Raw genomic sequence first — 17431 nt, forward strand, 5'->3', positions numbered from 1 at the left:
CCTCGGCCGCGCGCACGTCGGGCCGGCGGCGCAGCAAGTCGGCAGGCGTGCCGACGCCCGGTGCGGCGGCCGTCCACACCGGTTCCGGCGCGGGCGGATCGACGCGCGCGTAGATGGCCTGCGGCGTGGACGCGGTGATGATCGACAGCCGGTGGATCGCGGCCTGCCGCTGAAGTTGCAGCGCGGGCAGTTCGGCCAGCGTCGTTTCCGTCTGCGCGGCGGCGCGATCCACGTCGGCCACCGGCACGACGCCCGCGTCGAACAGGCGCCGCGTCGATTCCTCGGTGCTGCGCTGGCTCAACGCGTTGGCCTCGACCAGCGCGAGCCGCTGCTCGAGCCCGCGCACCGTCACGTAGGTGCGCACGGTTTCGTCGATCGTCGCGATCCGCACGGCCGCCGCATCGTTCTGCGCGGACGCGATATCCGCGTCGGCGGCCGACACGCCCTGGCGGATGCGCCCGAAGATGTCGATTTCCCACGCGAGGCTCGCATTCAGGTCGAACGCGTTGCCGGTCGTCGGCGTATCGGTCGGGAATGCCTGCGAGGCGGAGAGCCGCTGGCGGCCGGCGCCCGCGTTCAGGTCGACCGAAGGGAACCACTGCGACGCCGCGCCGATCCGCACCGCGCGCGCCGCGTCGATGCGTGCGACGGCAGCCTGCAGGTCGAGGTTGTTCGCGAGCGCCGTGTCGACCAGCCGGTCGAGGATCGGGTCGTGGAAAGCGTGCCACCACGCGCCGGTATCGGCGGCCGGGCCGCCGGCCGCGAGATCCGCGTTCGCATAGGTCGCGGCCAGCGGCGGCGGCGTGACGGTGGCGACCGGCGCGCTCGTGCACGCGGTCAGGACGGCCGCCGCGGACAGCGCGGCCACGAGTCGAACGAACTTCATTGCACCACCTCCGTCGCGACGGTCGCGACAGCGGCCTTGCGCAACGCGAGCCGGCGAACCATCACATAGAACACGGGCGTAAACAGCAGCCCGAAGAACGTCACGCCGATCATCCCGAAGAACACGGCCGCGCCGACCGCCTGGCGCATTTCCGCGCCGGCGCCGTCGGAGATCACGAGCGGCAGCACGCCGAGAATGAACGCGAGCGACGTCATCACGATCGGGCGCAGCCGCTGCACGCAGGCTTCGACGACGGCCTCGACGAGTTCGGTGCCGTCGGCCTCCAACTGCCGCGCGACCTCGACGATCAGGATCGCGTTCTTCGCGGCCAGCCCGACCAGCACGATGAAGCCGATCTGCGTGAGGATGTTCACGTCCTGGCCGAGCGCGCGCACGCCGAGCGATGCGGCGAGCAGGCACATCGGCACGATCAGCAGGATCGACACGGGCAGGCTCCAGCTGCCGTACTGCGCGGCGAGCACCAGGTAGACGAGCAGCACGCACAGCGGGAACACGAGCAGCCCCGTGTTGCCGGCCGTGGTCTGCTGATACGACAGATCGGTCCATTCGAACGAAATGCCGGGCGGCAGCACCTGTTTCGCGAGCGATTCCATCGTCTTGATCGCGAAGCCGGAACCGAGGCCCGGTGCCGTATCGCCGTTGATCTCGGTGGCCGGATACAGGTTGTAGCGCGGCGCGCGATCGACGCCGAGCGTGTCGTCGATGCGCGTGACGCTGCCGATCGGCACCATCTCGCCGTCGCGGTTGCGCACCTTCAGCCGCGCGAGATCGGAAGCGCCGACGCGGAACGGCAGGTCGGCCTGCGCGGTCACGCGATAGGTGCGCCCGACGATGTTGAAGTCGTTGATGTAGGTCGAGCCGAAATACGTCTCGACCGCGTCGTTGATGGCCTGGCTCGGCACGCCGAGCATCTCGGCCTTCTCGCGGTCGAGCTCGACGTGCACCTGCGGGCTCGTCGCGGAGTAGGGCGTATAGACGCCGACCATGCCGGGCGTGCGGTTCGCGGCCGCCACCAGATCCTGCGTCGCCTTCGCGAGCGCGGCGGTGCCGAGGCCGTTGCGGTCTTCGAGCCGCATCGCGAAACCGCCCGTGCTGCCGAGGCCCTGCACCGGCGGCGGCATTGCGACGACGATCGACGCCTCGGTGACGGCCGCGAGCCGCTTGCGCATCTCGGCGGCAATCGTGTCGATCGTCAGGCCGCGCACCTTGCGTTCGGGCCAGGGCTGGAACACCGGGAACAGGCCGGCGCTGTTCGCCGAGTTCGTGCCGGTCGCCGCGTTCACGCCGGAGAACACCGGCACGCGTGCGACACCGGGCACCGACAGCGCGATGTCCTCGATCTTGCGTGCGACGGCGCTCGTGCGTTCGAGCGTCGCGCCGTCGGGCATCCGCACGAGCACGACGAGGTAGCCGCGGTCCTGCGCGGGAATGAAGCCCTTCGGGCTCGACACGAGCAGGTAGCCGGTCGCGGCGATCAGCACCACGTACAGCACGCCCATCGCCGGGATGATCCGCACGACCTTCCTGACGAGCCGGCCATACGCATCGGACAGGCGCTGGAACACGCGGTTGAACGCGTTCGAGAAGCGCCGCGCGACGCGTATCGCCGGCGCGAACGGCGCGGCCATGCGCGATGCCGGAGCGGGCACGTCGTGATCGCGGGCGTGCGCTTTCAGCATCATCGCGGAGAGTGCGGGCGCGAGCGTCACCGACGTGAAGAACGAGATCGCGGTCGACACGGCGATCGTCACGCCGAACTGGCGGAAGAACTGGCCCGAGATGCCCGGAATGAACGAGGTCGGCACGAACACCGCGCACAGCACGAGCGTGATCGCGAACAGCGCGCCGCCGACCTCCTTCATCGTCAGCAGCGTCGCGTCGCGCGGCCCGGCGCCGGCCGACAGGTGCCGCTCGACGTTTTCGACCACGACGATCGCGTTGTCGACGACGATCCCCACCGCGAGCACGAGGCCGAACAGCGTCAGGTTGTTGATCGAGTAGCCGAGCGCGGCCATCGCCGCGAACGTGCCGACGAGCGACACCGGAATCGACAGGATCGGGATGATCGACGGCCGCCAGCCCTGCAGGAACAGCAGCACGACGAACACGACGAGCACGACGGCTTCGTAGATGGTCTTGACGAGTTCGTGGATGCTGTCGCCGATGAAGGCGGTCGGGTTGTAGCCGATGTTGTAGACGATGCCTTTCGGGAAGTCCCTGGCCAGTTCGGCCATCTTCTTCTCGACCGCATCCATCGTCGCGACCGCGTTCGCGCCGGGCTGCTGCAGCACCTGCAACGCGATCGTCGGGTGGCGCAGCATGTAGCTGTCGGTCGCATACGCGAGTGCGCCGACCTCGACGCGCGCGACATCCTTCAGCCGCACGAGCCGCCCGTCCTTGCCTTGCTTGACGACGATGTCGCTGAAATCCTCGGGGCGCTTGAGCCGCCCTTCGAAGATCAGGTTCGGCTGGAACGCCTGGTTCGTGATCGGCGCCTGCGCGACCACGCCGCCCGCGAGCTGCGTGTTCTGCGCCCGCACCGCGGCGATCAGGTCGCCGGGGCTCAGGCCGAACGACGCGACGCGCTCGGGATCGAGCCAGATGCGCATCGAGTATTCGCGCGTGCCGAGCGGGTTGATGTCGCCGACGCCCTCGATCCGCTTCAGCACGTCCGCGACGTTGCGGATCGCGTAGTTCGACACGTACAGCGGATCGTAGCGCTGGTCCGGCGAGTACAGGAAGATCGTGCCGAGCTGCGTCGGCGACGACTTGCGCACCGATACGCCGCTGCGCTGCACGGGCTCCGGCAGGCGCGGCGTCGCGAGCGCGACGCGGTTCTGCACGAGCACCTGCGCCTTGTCGACGTCGGTGCCGGGCTTGAACGTCACGGTGATGTTCAGGCTGCCGTCGGACGTCGCCTGGCTGTACATGTACAGCATGTCTTCCACGCCGTTCACTTCGAGTTCGATCGGCGTCGACACGGTTTGCGACACCGTTTCCGCGGACGCGCCCGGATAGGTCGCCTGGATCACGACGGTCGGCGGCGCGATGTCCGGATACTCGGACACCGCGAGCGAGAAATAGGCCAGCGCACCGGCGATGGTCAGCACGATGGACAGGACGATCGCGAGCACCGGTTGCTGGACGGACAGACGGCCGAGGTTCATTGCGCGCTCCCGGTCGTGCCGCTCGCCGCGCGGGCCAACGTGGCGGCTTTGATCGCGCGCGGCACGGCCTTGACCTTGTCGCCGGCCTGCACGCGCTGGAAGCCGTCGACGATCACGCGGTCGCCCGCGTTCAGCCCCGCGTCGATTTCGCGGAGGTTGCCGTACAGGCGGCCGGGCGTCACGGGGCGAATCGCGACGGTGCCGTTCGCGTCGACGAAATACAGCACGCGGCGCGTCGCATCGGTCGCGACGGCCGCATCCGGCACGAGCAGCGCGTGATGCGCGACGCGGCTCGACAGATAGACGCGGCCGAATTGGCCGGGGCTCAGGCGCCGGTCCGGATTCGCGACGCGCGCGCGTTGCCGCAGCGTGCCGGTCGAGTCGTCGAGGCGGTTGTCGACGAAATCCATCGTGCCCGTCAGCGACGGCTGCGCATCGCCCGGCAGCGCGATCGCGACCTGCCGCGACGACGCGCTGCCGCCGCTTTTTTGCGCCTCGCGCGTATAGCGCAGGTAGCTTGCCTCGTCGACATCGAAGTAGATGTCGATCGGGTCCTGCGACACGATCGTCGTCAGCACGGTCGCGTCGCTATCGCCGCCTTTCACGAGGTTGCCCTCGCTGACGCGCTTGCGGCTGATGCGGCCGGACATCGGCGCGACGATGCGCGTGAACGACAGGTCGAGCCGCGCGCGTTCGAGCGCACCTTGCGCGCTCGTCACCTCGGCCTGCGCACTTTGCACGGCCTGCCTGCGCTGGTCGTAGAGGCTCTGCGCGATCGTGTCGGTCCTGATCAGGATGCTGGCGCGTTCGAAATCCTGCCGGCTCAGCTTCAGTTGCGACTGCGCGCGTTCGAGCGTGCCTTGCGCGGCCGTGACGGCCGCTTGATATGGGCGCGGGTCGATGACGAACAGCAGGTCGCCCTTGCGGACGGTCGCGCCGTCCTGGAACGCGACCTTGTCGAGATAACCGCTCACGCGCGGGCGCACGTCGACGGTGTCGACCGCTTCGAAGCGGCCCGTATAGACGTCGACGTCGTTGACGTCGCGCGCGACGGGCGCGCTGACGATCACGCTCGGCGTCGCGGCCGGCGCCTTGTCGTCCGACCGGCAGCCGGACAACGCGACGAGCGCGGCCAGTGGAATGGCGGCCAGCACGGCCGGTCGCGCGATGCGCTTCAATCCTGGATATCGATTCATACGTGTGTGCGAAATATCGAGTGGGGCGCCTGGCGCCGGATGGTGCGCAGTATCCGGCGCGGCGCGCGGCGGATAAACGGATGAAGCGGCATAAGAACTTGTACTGCGCAGTCACGAATCGCTGCGTGCGGTGACGGCGTGCGAGCCGGTTTGACGGGGCAGCGCGAGGGCGAGGAGTGAAGCGACGACGCGCGGCCCGAATGCCTGTTCAGGCGATTCGGGCCGGCCATGCGGAAGGGCGGGGCGAGCGGTGGCGCGTATCGGGAGGCGGGCGCGCTTGCGCGTCGGCGCGGCTCAATGACCGCGATAGATCGAGTCGCGGCCGTTGATCGTCGTCACGCGGCCGGATTCGCCGGCGGTGCGGGCTTCGCTGCCGTAACCGGACGTCGCGGCGGCCGGTGCGGTGCCCGGCGCGTTTTGTGCGACGGCGTTTTCACGCACGCGTTTTTCGGCGGCGAGGATCGCGACCGGATACTGGTTGTGGTCCAGCGCCGGGGTGTAGCCGACGGCCGCGAGACGCGCCATTTCGGCCTTCACTTCGGCGCGGGTCAGTTGATGGTCGGCCTGCTGCGCGAACGACAGCGCCGGTGCGGAAAGGATCAGTGCGGCAAGCGTGGAAGAAATCAGCGTTTTCATCATGGATACCTGTCGGGTCGAGTGAACCGCAACCACGTCGATGTCGTTGCGAGTGCAGCCAATATAGGTATCGCGGCGCCCGGGAAAAACGGCTGCCGGCCCAAATGATTTTTGATCTGGAATCACGAATCGGGTGTGGATTCGGTCGAAACCCTTGCCGGTCGGGCGTCCTGCCGGAACGGGGTGTCGGGGCGGGGCATCGAGGCAGGCCTTGAAACGGCCATTCAGACCTCCGGGGACTCAAGTGTGTCGAATTCCGTCTTGGACAGACTTAACCGACGTACCTAGACTGAACCCGCTTTCCCTCATTCCCTGGAGAAAATCATGAGTCTCAAAGACAAGCTGCCCGGTAACAAGATCCTTGGTTTCGGTACTGCGCCGCTCGGCAACATGTTCCGCAACATCCCCGACGCGGAAGCCGCGGCCACCGTCGAAGCGGCATGGCAACACGGCATCCGTTATTTCGATTCGGCTCCGTTCTATGGCGCGGGCCTGGCGGAAATCCGCCTCGGCGATGCGCTGGCGAACCACCCGCGCGACGAATATGTCCTGAGCACCAAGGTCGGCCGCGTGATCCTCGACGAAATCGAAGACGTGTCGGCGCGCGATCTCGGCGAAAAGGGCGGCCTGTTCGAACACGGCCGGCCGAACCGCATCGTCAACGACTACACGGCCGACGCGACGCTGCGCTCGATCGAGGACAGCCTGAAGCGCCTGCGCACCGACCGCCTCGACATCGTCTGGGTGCACGACATCGCGCAGGACTTCTACGGCGACGAATGGCTCGCGCAGTTCGAGGTCGCGCGCAAGGGCGCGTTCCGCGTGCTGAGCAAGCTGCGCGAAGAAGGCGTGATCAAGGCATGGGGTCTCGGCGTGAACCGCGTCGAGCCGATCGAACTGGTGCTGGACCTCGCCGAACCGCAACCGGACGGCATGCTGCTGGCCGGCCGCTACACGCTGCTCGACCACGAGCGCGCGCTGCAGCGCGTGATGCCGGCGGCTGCCGCGCAGAACGTCGGGATCGTCGTCGGCGGCCCGTACAGCTCGGGCGTGCTCGCGGGCGGCACGCATTTCGAATACCAGAAGGCTTCGCCGGACATTCTCGCGAAGGTCGAGCGGATCAAGGCGATCGCCATGCGCTACGACGTGCCGATCAAGGCCGCCGCACTGCAGTTCTCGATGTCGCATCCGGCCACCGTCGCGGTGATTCCGGGCGCGAGCCGCCCGGAGCGGATCGCGGAAGACCAGGCAGCGCTGAACGTGGTGATCCCGGCCGACTTCTGGCGCGAAATGCGTGAACAAGGTTTGATTGCGGCCAACGCGCCGCTGCCGGCCGGTCGTTGATCCTGACGTCAATCCTGAAAGGTGATGGCATGGCACAGGCCAATACAAGCATCGAACTCCCGGCTTCGGCCGGGACGGTCTGGCAACTGATCGGCGGCTTCGGGTCGCTGCCCGACTGGCTGTCGTACATTCCGGCCAGCGAGCTGCGCGAAGGCGGGCGCGTGCGGCGTCTCGCGAACCCGGCCGGCGAGGCGATCGTCGAGCGGCTGGTCGCGTTCGACGAAGCGCAACGCAGCTACACGTACGCGATCCTCGAAGCGCCGTTTCCGGTCGTGAACTATCGCTCGACGCTGCGTGTGCGCGAAAACGGCCCGAACGCGTCGACCGTCGAATGGTCGGGCACGTTCACGCCGCACGGCGCGACCGACGACGACACCGTCAAGCTGTTCCGCGGGATCTACGAAGAGGGCCTCGCGGAACTGGCGAAGCGGTTCGCGGCGGCCTGACGGCAGCGCGACTCGACGCATCGCATCGCATTGCATCGCATCGCGTGAGCAGGAGCCCGGCGATATCGGGCTCCGTCAGCGCCTTCGTCGCGGGTTCAGGCTCGTGCCGAAGGCGTTGGCATGTTTGCTTCGCATGCGCGACCGCACCGATGTGCAGGCCCCCCGGCCATCCGCAGCGTTACTTTCCGGCCACCGCGACGACCTCTTCGCCGGTCAGGATTTCGCGGAAGATGCCGACCAGCGGCCGCAGGTTGACCTTGTGCCACGCGGCCCACAGCGGCGTGCGGTAACTGAACCACGGCAGCTCGCGCAGCACGACGCCTTCCGGCACCTGGTGACGCAGGCTCTGCTGGATCATCGTTACGCCGAGCCCGGCGGCGACGAGGCCGAGCGCCGCGAGCGGCTCGGTCGCTTCCACCGAAATGTCCGGCGAAAAGCCGGCTTTCGCGCACGCCGCGACGAACGCGCCGTGACGCGGCGCGCTTTCGTGCTGCGTCACGCCGATCCACGCCTGCGCGGCGAGATCGTCGGCGACGAGCGTCTTCTTCTTCGCGAGCGGGTGCCCGTCGGGCATCGCGAGCAGCATCGGATCGTTCAGCACCCGCATCGAATCGAGTTCGGGATCGTCGGGTGCAGGCGGCTCGGTGACAAGCGCGATGTCGAGGCTGCGTTCGCGCAAGCCTTCGAGCTGCGCGGCGGATTGATAGTTATACAGAGCGATGTGAACGGACGGGCGATCGGCACGCAGCGTCTTCAGCGCGCGCGGCAGCACGCCCGAGTGCGTGGCCGTTTCGAGGTAGCCGATGCACAGGCCGCCTTCGTCGCCGCGGCCGAGCCGGCGCGCGAGCGATTCGAGGCGGTTCGCGTGACGCAGGAACGCGTGCGTTTCGCTGAGGAACGTGCGGCCGTCACGCGTCAGACGAATGCGCTGCTGGCTGCGTTCGAACAGCGTCAGCCCGAGCTTTTCCTCGAGCTGCGCGATCTGGCGGCTGAGCGGCGATTGCGAAATGTGCAGGCGTTCGGCCGCACGGCCGACGTGTTCCTCTTCCGCGACCGCGATGAAATACTGAAGCTGGCGGATGTCGAGCATATAAGACCTTCGGGGACTCAAGTTCGACGAATTATGTCTTGGACAGACTTATGTGTGCAACCTAGACTGGGTTCACTTTCCTGTCAGACCCGGAGCAACTGATGAGTCTCAAAGACACGCTGCCGGCCGACAACCGGCTCGGTTTCGGCGCGGCGCCGCTCGGCAACATGTTCCGCGACATTCCCGACGAAGAAGCGATCGCCACCGTCGAAGCCGCGTGGGCGCGCGGTATCCGCTACTTCGATACCGCGCCGTCGTACGGCGCCGGCCTGGCCGAATCACGCCTCGGCGACGCGCTCGCCGGCCATCGCCGTGACGACTACGTCATCAGCACGAAGGTCGGCCGAATCGTGCTCGACGAAATGGAATACGCGAAGACGCGCGACTACGGCGAAAAGAGCGGGATCTTCGCGCATGGCCGCGCGAACCGGCTGGTGAGCGACTACTCGGCCGACGCGACGCTGCGCTCGATCGAGGACAGCCTGAAGCGCCTGCGCACTGACCGCCTCGACATCGTCTGGGTGCACGACATCGCGCAGGACATCCATGGCGACGAATGGCTCGCGCAGTTCGAGGCCGCGCGCAAGGGCGCGTACCGCGTGCTGAGCAAGCTGCGCGAAGAAGGCGTGATCAAGGCATGGGGCCTCGGCGTGAACCGCGTCGAGCCGATCGAACTGGTGCTGGATCTGGCCGAACCGCAACCGGACGGCATGCTGCTGGCCGGCCGCTACACGCTGCTCGATCACGAACGCGCGCTGCAGCGCGTGATGCCGGCGGCTGCGGCCCGCAACGTCGGGATCGTCGTCGGCGGCCCGTACAGCTCGGGGGTGCTCGTCGGCGGCGCGCACTTCGAATACCGGAAGGCGCCGCCCGACATCGTTGCGAAGGTCGAGCGCATCCGCGCGATCGCGGTGCGCTACGACGTGCCGGTCAAGGCGGCCGCGCTGCAGTTCGTGCTCGCGCATCCGGCGACGGCCGCGGTGATTCCGGGCGCGAGCCGGCCCGAGCGGATCGCGGAAGATTCAGCGGCACTGACGTTCGATATCCCCGCCGATTTCTGGCGCGAGATGCGCGAGCAGCAGCTCGTCGCGGCCGATGCGCCGCTGCCGATCGATCGCTGAGCGCCGGGCGGCGCGCGATCGTTCAGGCGACGGCCGTGTCGGCCGCATCGACTGTCGCGGGCGCTGCCGCCGCCGCGCCCGCCAGCCGCCGGTAACGCGCGAGCGCCCACAGCGGGAAGTACGCGGTATAGCCGTGATACTTCAGGTAGAAGATGCGCGGGAAGCCCGGCGCATTGTGGGAGCGATGCCACCAGAAACCGTCTTCCTGCTGCACCGACTGCAGATACGCGATGCCGCGCTTCACCGAATCGGATTCGCAGTCGCCGAACGCCATCTGCGCGAGCAGCGCCCACGCGGTGAAGTTCGACGTGCTCTCGCCGCCATTGGTGCCGCCCAGCTTCGGGTCGATGTAGCTGTCGTTCGTCTCGCCCCAGCCGCCATCCGCATGCTGCCGTGAACGCAGCCATTCGATCGCGCGTGCGATATACGGCTGCGACTTGTCCTCGCCGGCGAGCGCGAGGCCGGCCAGCACGCTCCACGTACCGTAGATGTAGTTCGTGCCCCAGCGGCCCCACCAGCTGCCGTCGGGCTGCTGCGTGCGCTTCACGTATTCGATGCAGCGCGCGAGCGACGCGCGTTCGTCCGCGCGTTTCGTCACGCCGAAGCACAGCAGCACGCGGCCCGACACGTCCTCGGTCGGCGGATCGAGCAGGGCGCCGTGATCGGCGAACGGGATCGCGTTCAGGTACATGCGGTCGCAGTCGGCGTCGAACGCCGCGAAACCGCCGTTGCGCGATTGCAGCCCGCGCATCCAGTCGAGCGCGCGCGCGACGCGCGTTGCATACGGATTCGTGCCGTCCGCGTTGCGATGCGTGCGGCCGCGGCGATCGAGCATCGCGGTGACGACCGCGGTGTCGTCGATGTCGGGGTAGTACGGGTTCGCGTACTGGAACGCCCATCCGCCCGGCTGGACCTCGGCCGGCGCGTTCTCGATCCAGTCGCCGCGCAGGTCGTTCACCTGGCGTTCGGCCAGCCAGTCGTACGCGCGCGCGATGCGTGCGTCGAGTGCGCGCCGCGCGTCGTCCGGCTCGCCGTCTTCCGGCACCGCCACGCCGCGCGCCTGCTCGAGCGCCATCGTGCTCCACGCGGTATCCCACACCGGCGACAGGCACGGCTGGCAATACATGCTGCCGTCCGGCCGCGTGACCAGCAGCTTTTCCAGCGCGTTCTCGCAATCGCGCCGCAGCGGATGATCGTCCGGGTAGCCGAGCACTTGCATCATCTGATAGCTGTACACGATCGGCGGGAAGATCCCGCCGAGCCCGTCCTCGCCGTTCATGCGCTCCGCGCACCACGCTTCGGCGTGGCGGATTGCGCGCTGCCGCAGGCCCTTCGGCATCAGCGGCTCGACATGACGCACCGTGCGGTCGAGCGCGAGGAACAGCTTGCGCATGCCGCGCGCCGGCGGGAAGTACCGGCGTTCTTCATCCGGCGGCGTGACGAACAGCTCGCGGATCGAGACGTTGCGCGGATTGCGGGCGCGCGCCTTCAGCGAGCACAGCACGAGCAGCGGCACCATCGTCGTGCGCGCCCAGTACGCGACCTTGTACATCGAGATCGGCACCCACTTCGGGAACAGCACGAATTCGATCGGCATGAACGGCGCCGCGCGCCACGGCACCTGGCCGAACGTCGCGAGCAGGATGCGCGTGAACACGTTCGAGCGTGCCGCGCCGCCGAGCTTCAGGATCGCGTCGCGCGCGCGGACCATGTGCGGCGCGTGCTCGCTGTCGCCGGCCGCCTTCAGCGCGAAGTACGCCTTCACGCTGCACGACACGTCCGGATCGCCGTCGACGTACAGTGCCCAGCCGCCGTGCGTGTCGAGCCGCTGGTTCGCGCGCAGGTAGCGCGCCATCCGCTCCTGGCGGAGGTCGTCGATCTTGTCCATGAAATGCATCATCAGGATGTATTCCGCGGTGATCGTCGCGTCGGATTCGAGTTCGAAACACCAGCTGCCGTCGGGCTGCTGGAGACGCACGAGGGCGTCGCGTCCACGGGCGATGGCGGTGTCGAGCGCGGACCAGGGGGAGGGGGTGGATCGAGTCATGCGGCGGATCATACCATCCAGCCGGAATGTTTATATCGAGACGCCCGGTGCTAACATCCGCATCATGAAAAAGCACCTCGAACCCGCGCCGCACGATGTGGCCGAGCCTGTCGAACCGGCTGCCGTGGCCGGTGCGCGGGCGCCTGAAGCATCGTCGGCGCCGGCCGTCGCCACCGCCGGCGTGCGTCGGAAAAAAGCTCCGGACCAGGTGCGCGCGCAGCTGCTGGCGGCCGCATCGGAAATCGCGACACATCACGGCGTGGCCGCATTGACGCTCGATGCGGTGGCCGAGCGCGCCGGCGTGACGAAGGGCGCGTTGCAGTATCACTTCGCGAACAAGCAGGGGCTGCTGGATGCGCTGTTCGGTCAGGCGACCGGGCGGTTCGCCGCGCAGATGGCCGAGCGGGTGGCGGCGGATGCCGGTGGCGCCGGTGCGGCGGCGCGGGCCTACATGCACGCGGTGCTCGACGAGTCGCAGCCGGTCGCGAGTACCGATGTGCTGCGCGTACTTGTCGCGTCGATGATTACCGACCAGGACACGCGCGAACGATGGTCGGTGCCGATGCGGGAATGGACGCGCCCCGACCCGGTGCCGCTCGAGCAGGCCGCGACGCTGATGATCTGCCGGCTCGCCGCCGACGGGCTATGGATTTCGCAGTTGCTCGACAGCGTCGAGATCTCCGCCGAATTGCGCGCGGAGATCGAGCGGCAACTCGACGCGATGAGCCATGGCGCGTTTCCGAAGGGGCGCGACGGGGCCGCGTGACGCGTGACGCATGCGCTGCGGCGTCAGGCCGCGTTCGCGCACCGGCCCGGCGGCGCGATCAGAACTGCGCCTGCAGCGTGACCGCCCTGGCATCGCGCCAGACGGTCAGCGGCACCACCGTGCCCTTGGCGGTCGCATGCACGGCGTCGGCCAGGTCGGCCATCTTCTTGAGCGGGCGATCGCCGAACCGGATCAGCACGTCGTAGTTCTTCAGGCCGGCGCGATCGGCGACGGTGCCGGGCAGCACACCGAGGATCTGCAGCGCGCCGCCGGGGAGCTTCATGCCCGACTGTACCCGCTCGTCGAGGTCGACGAAATGCACGCCGAAGCCCATCGGGCGGCCTCTCAACTCTTCCGGCACCAGACGGCGGTCGTTCGGAATGCTGGCAAGAAAGCGCGACAGGTACGCGGCCGGAATCCGGATCCTGAAGACCTTGTCGGCCGCGTCGTAGTCCGAGAGGCTGAGCACGAGGTCGGTCCCGCTGATCTCGTAGGTCTTCAGGTTGAGGCGGTCCAGCAGGATGAAGATGCCGCCGTTGACGGGCCAGGTCTTGCCGCCATCGGCTGCCGTGTTCCAGTATCCGGTGTCGTTGTAGCCACCGCCGTTCAGCGTCGGAATCACGACGGGGAGGTCCGGCTGCCGGTAGCGGGTGCCGAATTTCCCGTAGTCGCGCACGGTATTGAAATTCCACTTCTGCTTCGTATGGAAGGCGACGGCCAGCCCCAGTACGGAATCGACGCCTTGCGGAGACTGGACCAGCGTCAGTTGCGCGTCGACGATGCCCTGGTCGGCCGATAAACCCGAATCGCTGATGGTCAATACCGGGGAATCGTAGCGGGTGTAATCCGGGAAACGCTCGGACAGCCACGTATAAACAGGCGGCGCGGCCTTTTCCTGCGCCCGTGCCGCCTGCGCGGCGAATAACGACATTGCCAGCAGGCCGGCAAATACAAAACCACGTTTCATTTCGGAATGCCCTCTCTTTGGTTTTCTGTTATCTGAATGGACGTGGCGCGGGCCGCCACGGAACTCCATATCTGTTTTCCGGCAAGGGTATCAGTTTCAAGCCTGCGGGTTGAAGTATGCCGTTTCCAACTCGCTTGCCCGCAATCGGGCCGCTGGTTATTCTGACGCGCATGACCCATTCGCCAATCCGTTCGATTATTCGCGCCGCGATATTGCCGGCGGGGTAGCGATCGACTGAATGGATATCGTCACAACCCGCCTGGAAGGCGGGTTTTTGCTTTCCGGGCATTCGACGGAGAACCTGGAAATGCAGACGAAGTCACTTCACGCGACGGCATCGGACGATGCCGTGTTGCTCCACATGGTATGCGGCAAGATCGCTTCCGGAAAATCGACGCTCGTCGCGCGGCTCGCGAGCGCCGGGCCGGTCGTTGCGATCAGCGAAGACGCGTGGCTCGCGCATCTTTATCCGGACGAGATCCTGTCGATCGACGACTACGTCCGGTGTGCACGGCGCGTCGGCAACGTGATTGCGGATCAGGCCCGCGCGGTGCTGCAGGCCGGCGTGTCGGTGGTGCTGGATGTGCCGTTCAATACCGTCGCCGCGCGCGCATGGGGGCTCGCCGTTTCGCAGGCCGCCGGCTGCGGCCATCGGCTGCATTACGTCGACGTCAGCGATGCCGTTTGCAAGGCGCGGCTGCGCGCACGCAACGCGCGAGGCGACCATCCGTTCCAGGCATCGGACGCCGAGTTCGACAGGATGACGCGGTACTTCGTCGCGCCGGCGGCGTCGGAAGGGTTGAACATCGTCGCTTATGACGAAGCCGGCGTCGTCAGGCCGGGTTCGTAGAGGAGGCCCGTCGATCGTCCGCCCGGACGGGCGCGAAACCGCTCATCGTCGATTGAACCCAGGGCGTTCCGGCCGGCGGCGGCATGCCCTTTGCAGCGCGCCGGAGCCGGAGGAGAATACCCGCGGAAATCTCTTCGGAGGCTGCCCGACATGGCCCGATTTCAGCCCGACGGATGGCATACCGTCACGCCCCGCATCGTGGTGCCGGATCCGGAACACCTGATCGAATTCATGCGATCGGTGTTTCACGCCCAGGGCGCGTTTCGACCCGGGTTGCCCGCGGAAATCCGGATCGGCGATTCCGTCGTGATGGTCAGCGGCGAAGACGGCCTGCGCGATCCGATGCCCGCGTTTCTGTACGTCTATGTCGAGGATGCCGACCTGACCTATCGGCGGGCGCTCGCGGCACACGCGGTCCCGCTCGAAGCGCCGGCCGACATGCCGTATGGCGACAGGCGGGCAATGGTGAAAGACCGCTGGGGAAATACATGGCAGATCGCCACACATCAGCGCGATCTCCCGGTTGACGAGATTCGTTCACGGCTGGCCGGCGGTGGTTAGATACCTGTCGGGACGCGTCGAGCGATTCGCGTGCCTCGCGTTCCTCGTGTTCCGCCCGACGCTCGCGGAAAGTGACCCACGCAATCGTTGGTACTGCTTGGCGCACGAGTCGAGCGCACCTTTCTGCTTCCTTTGTCGCAATCGTCAAGATTCGCGTCGCGTGCGGATAAAACCTCCCGGTTCCACCCGCCGTTAACCCGTTCGCAGCCCATGCGCCGCGTGTTGCGACACGGCGCGCGTCTTTCGTGATCCGGAATCCACATCCGCCGCTGGCCGCGCCCGGCCGGTGCAAGGGAACGTCATGCGAAAACAACTCACTATCCGTGGTGGCCTCGTCGCGACCATCGCGGGCTATACCGTGCTGCTCGTGCTGGTGGTCGGCGCATGCATCGCGGCCCTCTATATGGGCAACGGTTCGCTCGAGGCGATGTACCGCGACGACACCGCGTCGCTGCTGCACCTGAAGACCAGCTCCGAGCGCATGCTCGTGCTGCGCGAACGGATGAGCGACGTCGCGCAGGTCATCAGCGCCGGTCGGTCGGCGAAGGAAGAGGTCGCGAAAGTCCACGCGCTCCTCAAGCAGAGCAACGACGAACTGGAGGCCTACGCGCGCCTGCACGCGCGCAACGCCGACGAACAGGCGCTGTTCGACACGCTGCAGAATCGCCGTCGTGCCCTGCTCGACGGCGTCTTTCTGAAGGCGCTCGCGCAACTCGACGGCGACGACGCGTTCGGCTTCCTCGACACACAACGCACCGCGCCGCCCGCCCTGTTCACCGCGTACCAGGAGGCGATCGATGCGCTCGAATCGTTCCAGGTCGCGCGTGAAAAGGCGCGCTACGAGGCGGCCGGTGTCCTTTTCCACAGGATCGTGTGGGGGATGGTCGCGGTCGCGGTGCTCGCGCTCGTCGTCGGCTTCGTGGCGCAGCGCGTGCTCGCGAAGGCGATCATCGAGCCGATCAGGCTCGCGGTCGGCCAGTTCGAAAAGATCTCGAAGGGCGACCTGACCGGCACGGTCGTCGTGCCCGGCGAGAACGAGATGGCGTATCTGCTGCATGCGCTGAAGCGGATGCAGGACGGCCTCGTCGACACCGTGAACCAGGTGCGCACGAGTACGGAGACGATCGTCGGCGACGTCCGCACGATCGCGAGCGGCAACGTCGACTTGTCGGCGCGTACCGAGCAGCAGGCCGTTTCGCTGCAGCAGGCGGCGGCGAGCGTCGAGCAGTTGACGGCGGCCGTGCGCCAGAACGCGGACAACGCGCGCGATGCCCGCACCTACGTCGAGGGCGCGGCAGGCATCGCGTCGCGCGGCGGCGACGCGATGCAGCGCGTCGTCGAGACGATGTCGGCGATTTCGCACAGTTCCGCGAAGATCTCCGGGATCGTCGGCGTGATCGAGAGCATCGCGTTCCAGACCAACATCCTCGCATTGAACGCCGCCGTCGAAGCCGCGCGCGCGGGAGAGCAGGGGCGCGGCTTCGCGGTCGTCGCGACCGAGGTGCGCGGGCTCGCGCAGCGCTGCGCGTCGGCGGCGAAGGAAATCCGCGAGCTGATCGGCCATTCCGCGCAGCGCGTCGAGGACGGCAGCGGTCTCGTCGCCCTGGCCGGCTCGGCGATGGCCGAGCTCGTCGCCGCGGTCGAGCGCGTCAACACGATCATGAGCGACACCAGCCACGCGTTCGAAGAGCAATCGTCGGGCATCGAGCAGGTGAACGCCGCGGTCATCCAGATGGAGCAGGCGATGCAGCGCAATGCCGCGCTGGTCGAGGAGGCCGCGGCCGCCGCGCTGTCGCTCGACGAACAAGGCGCGCGGCTGAGCGCGGCGGTCGCGCAGTTCCGTCTGCGTGACGACGCGCTTGCGTGATGCATCGAGGCGGGCACCGGATCGCCGTGCCGCGCTCGCGGCACGACACGGTGCGGACGTCGTCGAAGCAGCACACTTCTGGTGCGGACATCCTGATCGCCGATATTGACGCAACCGATGCGCCGGCACGATGAGGAACCGGATCCGGGCGAGCGTCGAACCCGATGCGACGCCGTTCGCGTTCAGTGCCCGCGACGCGGCGACGGCGGCGCGGCGACGCCTGTCGGCAAGGGCGGCAGCGCGATTGCCGCCAGGTTCTCCACAGGGTTATGCACGGAAATTGTGGATAAGTCGGAGGACGGTGCATAACTGCCGACGCGTTCCTGAACGCGGGGGTTGCAATGTGACATCGCGCGGCGCGAATTGCTTTGCTGGAAAGATCGTTTAGTGGCCGAGGCGGATCGGAATAGCATGACGACTCCCCTCAACCGGCCGTCGCATGCGAGGCCGATGATTGCGACCGTAC

14 protein-coding genes are annotated in these 17431 nt (G+C 67.5%); 7 read left to right on the forward strand and 7 right to left on the reverse strand.

Features of this window, described 5'->3' with window-relative positions; all coding sequences use genetic code 11:
* The 4 genes from DPV74_RS04945 to DPV74_RS04960 form a co-directional block, all read right to left on the reverse strand.
* A partial coding sequence (locus DPV74_RS04945; protein WP_162922950.1) for a TolC family protein occupies positions 1-886 on the reverse strand: 886 nt, incomplete at its 3' end.
* Entirely contained in the window at positions 883-4074 is a 3192-nt protein-coding gene (locus DPV74_RS04950) for an efflux RND transporter permease subunit (RefSeq protein ID WP_119336658.1), read from the reverse strand. The genes DPV74_RS04945 and DPV74_RS04950, both read right to left, overlap by 4 nt.
* Entirely contained in the window at positions 4071-5270 is a 1200-nt protein-coding gene (locus DPV74_RS04955) for an efflux RND transporter periplasmic adaptor subunit (protein ID WP_119336659.1), read from the reverse strand. The genes DPV74_RS04950 and DPV74_RS04955 overlap by 4 nt, the downstream gene beginning before the upstream one ends.
* A 294-nt stretch (positions 5271-5564) precedes the next feature.
* Positions 5565-5909, reverse strand: coding sequence for a DUF4148 domain-containing protein (locus DPV74_RS04960; RefSeq protein WP_175810758.1), 345 nt, complete (start codon positions 5907-5909; stop codon positions 5565-5567).
* Between the two features lie 321 nt (positions 5910-6230).
* Between DPV74_RS04960 and DPV74_RS04965 the strand changes: the two genes are divergently transcribed.
* Together DPV74_RS04965 and DPV74_RS04970 are read left to right on the forward strand one after the other, a co-directional pair.
* Positions 6231-7250 (forward strand): aldo/keto reductase, encoded by a 1020-nt coding sequence (locus DPV74_RS04965; protein WP_119336660.1) that lies wholly within the window; start codon positions 6231-6233, stop codon positions 7248-7250.
* 29 nt (positions 7251-7279) lie between these two features.
* Positions 7280-7696, forward strand: a complete 417-nt coding sequence (locus DPV74_RS04970; protein ID WP_119336661.1) for an SRPBCC family protein — start codon at positions 7280-7282, stop codon at positions 7694-7696.
* Between the two features lie 178 nt (positions 7697-7874).
* Here the strand turns inward: DPV74_RS04970 and DPV74_RS04975 are convergent, their stop codons facing one another.
* Entirely contained in the window at positions 7875-8786 is a 912-nt protein-coding gene (locus DPV74_RS04975; RefSeq protein ID WP_021160208.1) for a LysR family transcriptional regulator, read from the reverse strand.
* A 101-nt stretch (positions 8787-8887) separates the two neighbouring features.
* Here DPV74_RS04975 and DPV74_RS04980 point away from each other — a divergent pair, with 101 nt between their 5' ends.
* Positions 8888-9907 carry an aldo/keto reductase gene (locus tag DPV74_RS04980; protein WP_119336662.1) on the forward strand — a complete coding sequence of 340 codons (1020 nt, stop codon included), beginning with the start codon at positions 8888-8890 and terminating at the stop codon, positions 9905-9907.
* A 22-nt stretch (positions 9908-9929) separates the two neighbouring features.
* Here DPV74_RS04980 and shc read toward each other — a convergent pair whose 3' ends face one another.
* Complete coding sequence (shc, locus tag DPV74_RS04985) at positions 9930-11966, reverse strand: squalene--hopene cyclase (protein WP_119336663.1); 2037 nt, start codon at positions 11964-11966, stop codon at positions 9930-9932.
* 52 nt (positions 11967-12018) lie between these two features.
* Between shc and DPV74_RS04990 the strand changes: the two genes are divergently transcribed.
* The gene (locus DPV74_RS04990) at positions 12019-12720 is read left to right on the forward strand and encodes a TetR/AcrR family transcriptional regulator (protein WP_027792093.1); all 702 of its coding nucleotides are present in this window, start codon (positions 12019-12021) and stop codon (positions 12718-12720) included.
* Positions 12721-12778: 58 nt separating this feature from the next.
* Here DPV74_RS04990 and DPV74_RS04995 read toward each other — a convergent pair whose 3' ends face one another.
* Entirely contained in the window at positions 12779-13756 is a 978-nt protein-coding gene (locus tag DPV74_RS04995; protein WP_119336664.1) for a PDZ domain-containing protein, read from the reverse strand.
* Positions 13757-13994: 238 nt separating this feature from the next.
* Here DPV74_RS04995 and DPV74_RS05000 point away from each other — a divergent pair, with 238 nt between their 5' ends.
* The 3 genes from DPV74_RS05000 (at position 13995) to DPV74_RS05010 (ending at position 16965) form a co-directional block, all read left to right on the forward strand.
* Positions 13995-14537 carry an ATP-binding protein gene (locus DPV74_RS05000; protein WP_119336665.1) on the forward strand — a complete coding sequence of 181 codons (543 nt, stop codon included), beginning with the start codon at positions 13995-13997 and terminating at the stop codon, positions 14535-14537.
* A gap of 150 nt (positions 14538-14687) precedes the next feature.
* Complete coding sequence (locus DPV74_RS05005; protein WP_119336666.1) at positions 14688-15098, forward strand: VOC family protein; 411 nt, start codon at positions 14688-14690, stop codon at positions 15096-15098.
* A 301-nt stretch (positions 15099-15399) separates the two neighbouring features.
* Entirely contained in the window at positions 15400-16965 is a 1566-nt protein-coding gene (locus DPV74_RS05010) for a methyl-accepting chemotaxis protein (protein WP_060085908.1), read from the forward strand.
* The last annotated feature ends 466 nt before the right edge of the window (positions 16966-17431 follow it).

Source organism: Burkholderia sp. HAN2018 (assembly GCF_024704855.1).
GTDB classification, from domain to species: domain Bacteria; phylum Pseudomonadota; class Gammaproteobacteria; order Burkholderiales; family Burkholderiaceae; genus Burkholderia; species Burkholderia cepacia.

What these genes read in the sequence shown, in the direction of transcription:
- DPV74_RS04950 (WP_119336658.1), bottom strand. Translation starts at nt 4,074, where the DNA reads ATGAACCTCGGCCGTCTGTCCGTCCAGCAACCGGTGCTCGCGATCGTC.
- DPV74_RS04955 (WP_119336659.1), bottom strand. Translation starts at nt 5,270, where the DNA reads ATGAATCGATATCCAGGATTGAAGCGCATCGCGCGACCGGCCGTGCTG.
- DPV74_RS04960 (WP_175810758.1), bottom strand. Translation starts at nt 5,909, where the DNA reads ATGATGAAAACGCTGATTTCTTCCACGCTTGCCGCACTGATCCTTTCC.
- DPV74_RS04965 (WP_119336660.1), top strand. Translation starts at nt 6,231, where the DNA reads ATGAGTCTCAAAGACAAGCTGCCCGGTAACAAGATCCTTGGTTTCGGT.
- DPV74_RS04970 (WP_119336661.1), top strand. Translation starts at nt 7,280, where the DNA reads ATGGCACAGGCCAATACAAGCATCGAACTCCCGGCTTCGGCCGGGACG.
- DPV74_RS04975 (WP_021160208.1), bottom strand. Translation starts at nt 8,786, where the DNA reads ATGCTCGACATCCGCCAGCTTCAGTATTTCATCGCGGTCGCGGAAGAG.
- DPV74_RS04980 (WP_119336662.1), top strand. Translation starts at nt 8,888, where the DNA reads ATGAGTCTCAAAGACACGCTGCCGGCCGACAACCGGCTCGGTTTCGGC.
- shc (WP_119336663.1), bottom strand. Translation starts at nt 11,966, where the DNA reads ATGATCCGCCGCATGACTCGATCCACCCCCTCCCCCTGGTCCGCGCTC.
- DPV74_RS04990 (WP_027792093.1), top strand. Translation starts at nt 12,019, where the DNA reads ATGAAAAAGCACCTCGAACCCGCGCCGCACGATGTGGCCGAGCCTGTC.
- DPV74_RS04995 (WP_119336664.1), bottom strand. Translation starts at nt 13,756, where the DNA reads ATGGAGTTCCGTGGCGGCCCGCGCCACGTCCATTCAGATAACAGAAAA.
- DPV74_RS05000 (WP_119336665.1), top strand. Translation starts at nt 13,995, where the DNA reads ATGCAGACGAAGTCACTTCACGCGACGGCATCGGACGATGCCGTGTTG.
- DPV74_RS05005 (WP_119336666.1), top strand. Translation starts at nt 14,688, where the DNA reads ATGGCCCGATTTCAGCCCGACGGATGGCATACCGTCACGCCCCGCATC.
- DPV74_RS05010 (WP_060085908.1), top strand. Translation starts at nt 15,400, where the DNA reads ATGCGAAAACAACTCACTATCCGTGGTGGCCTCGTCGCGACCATCGCG.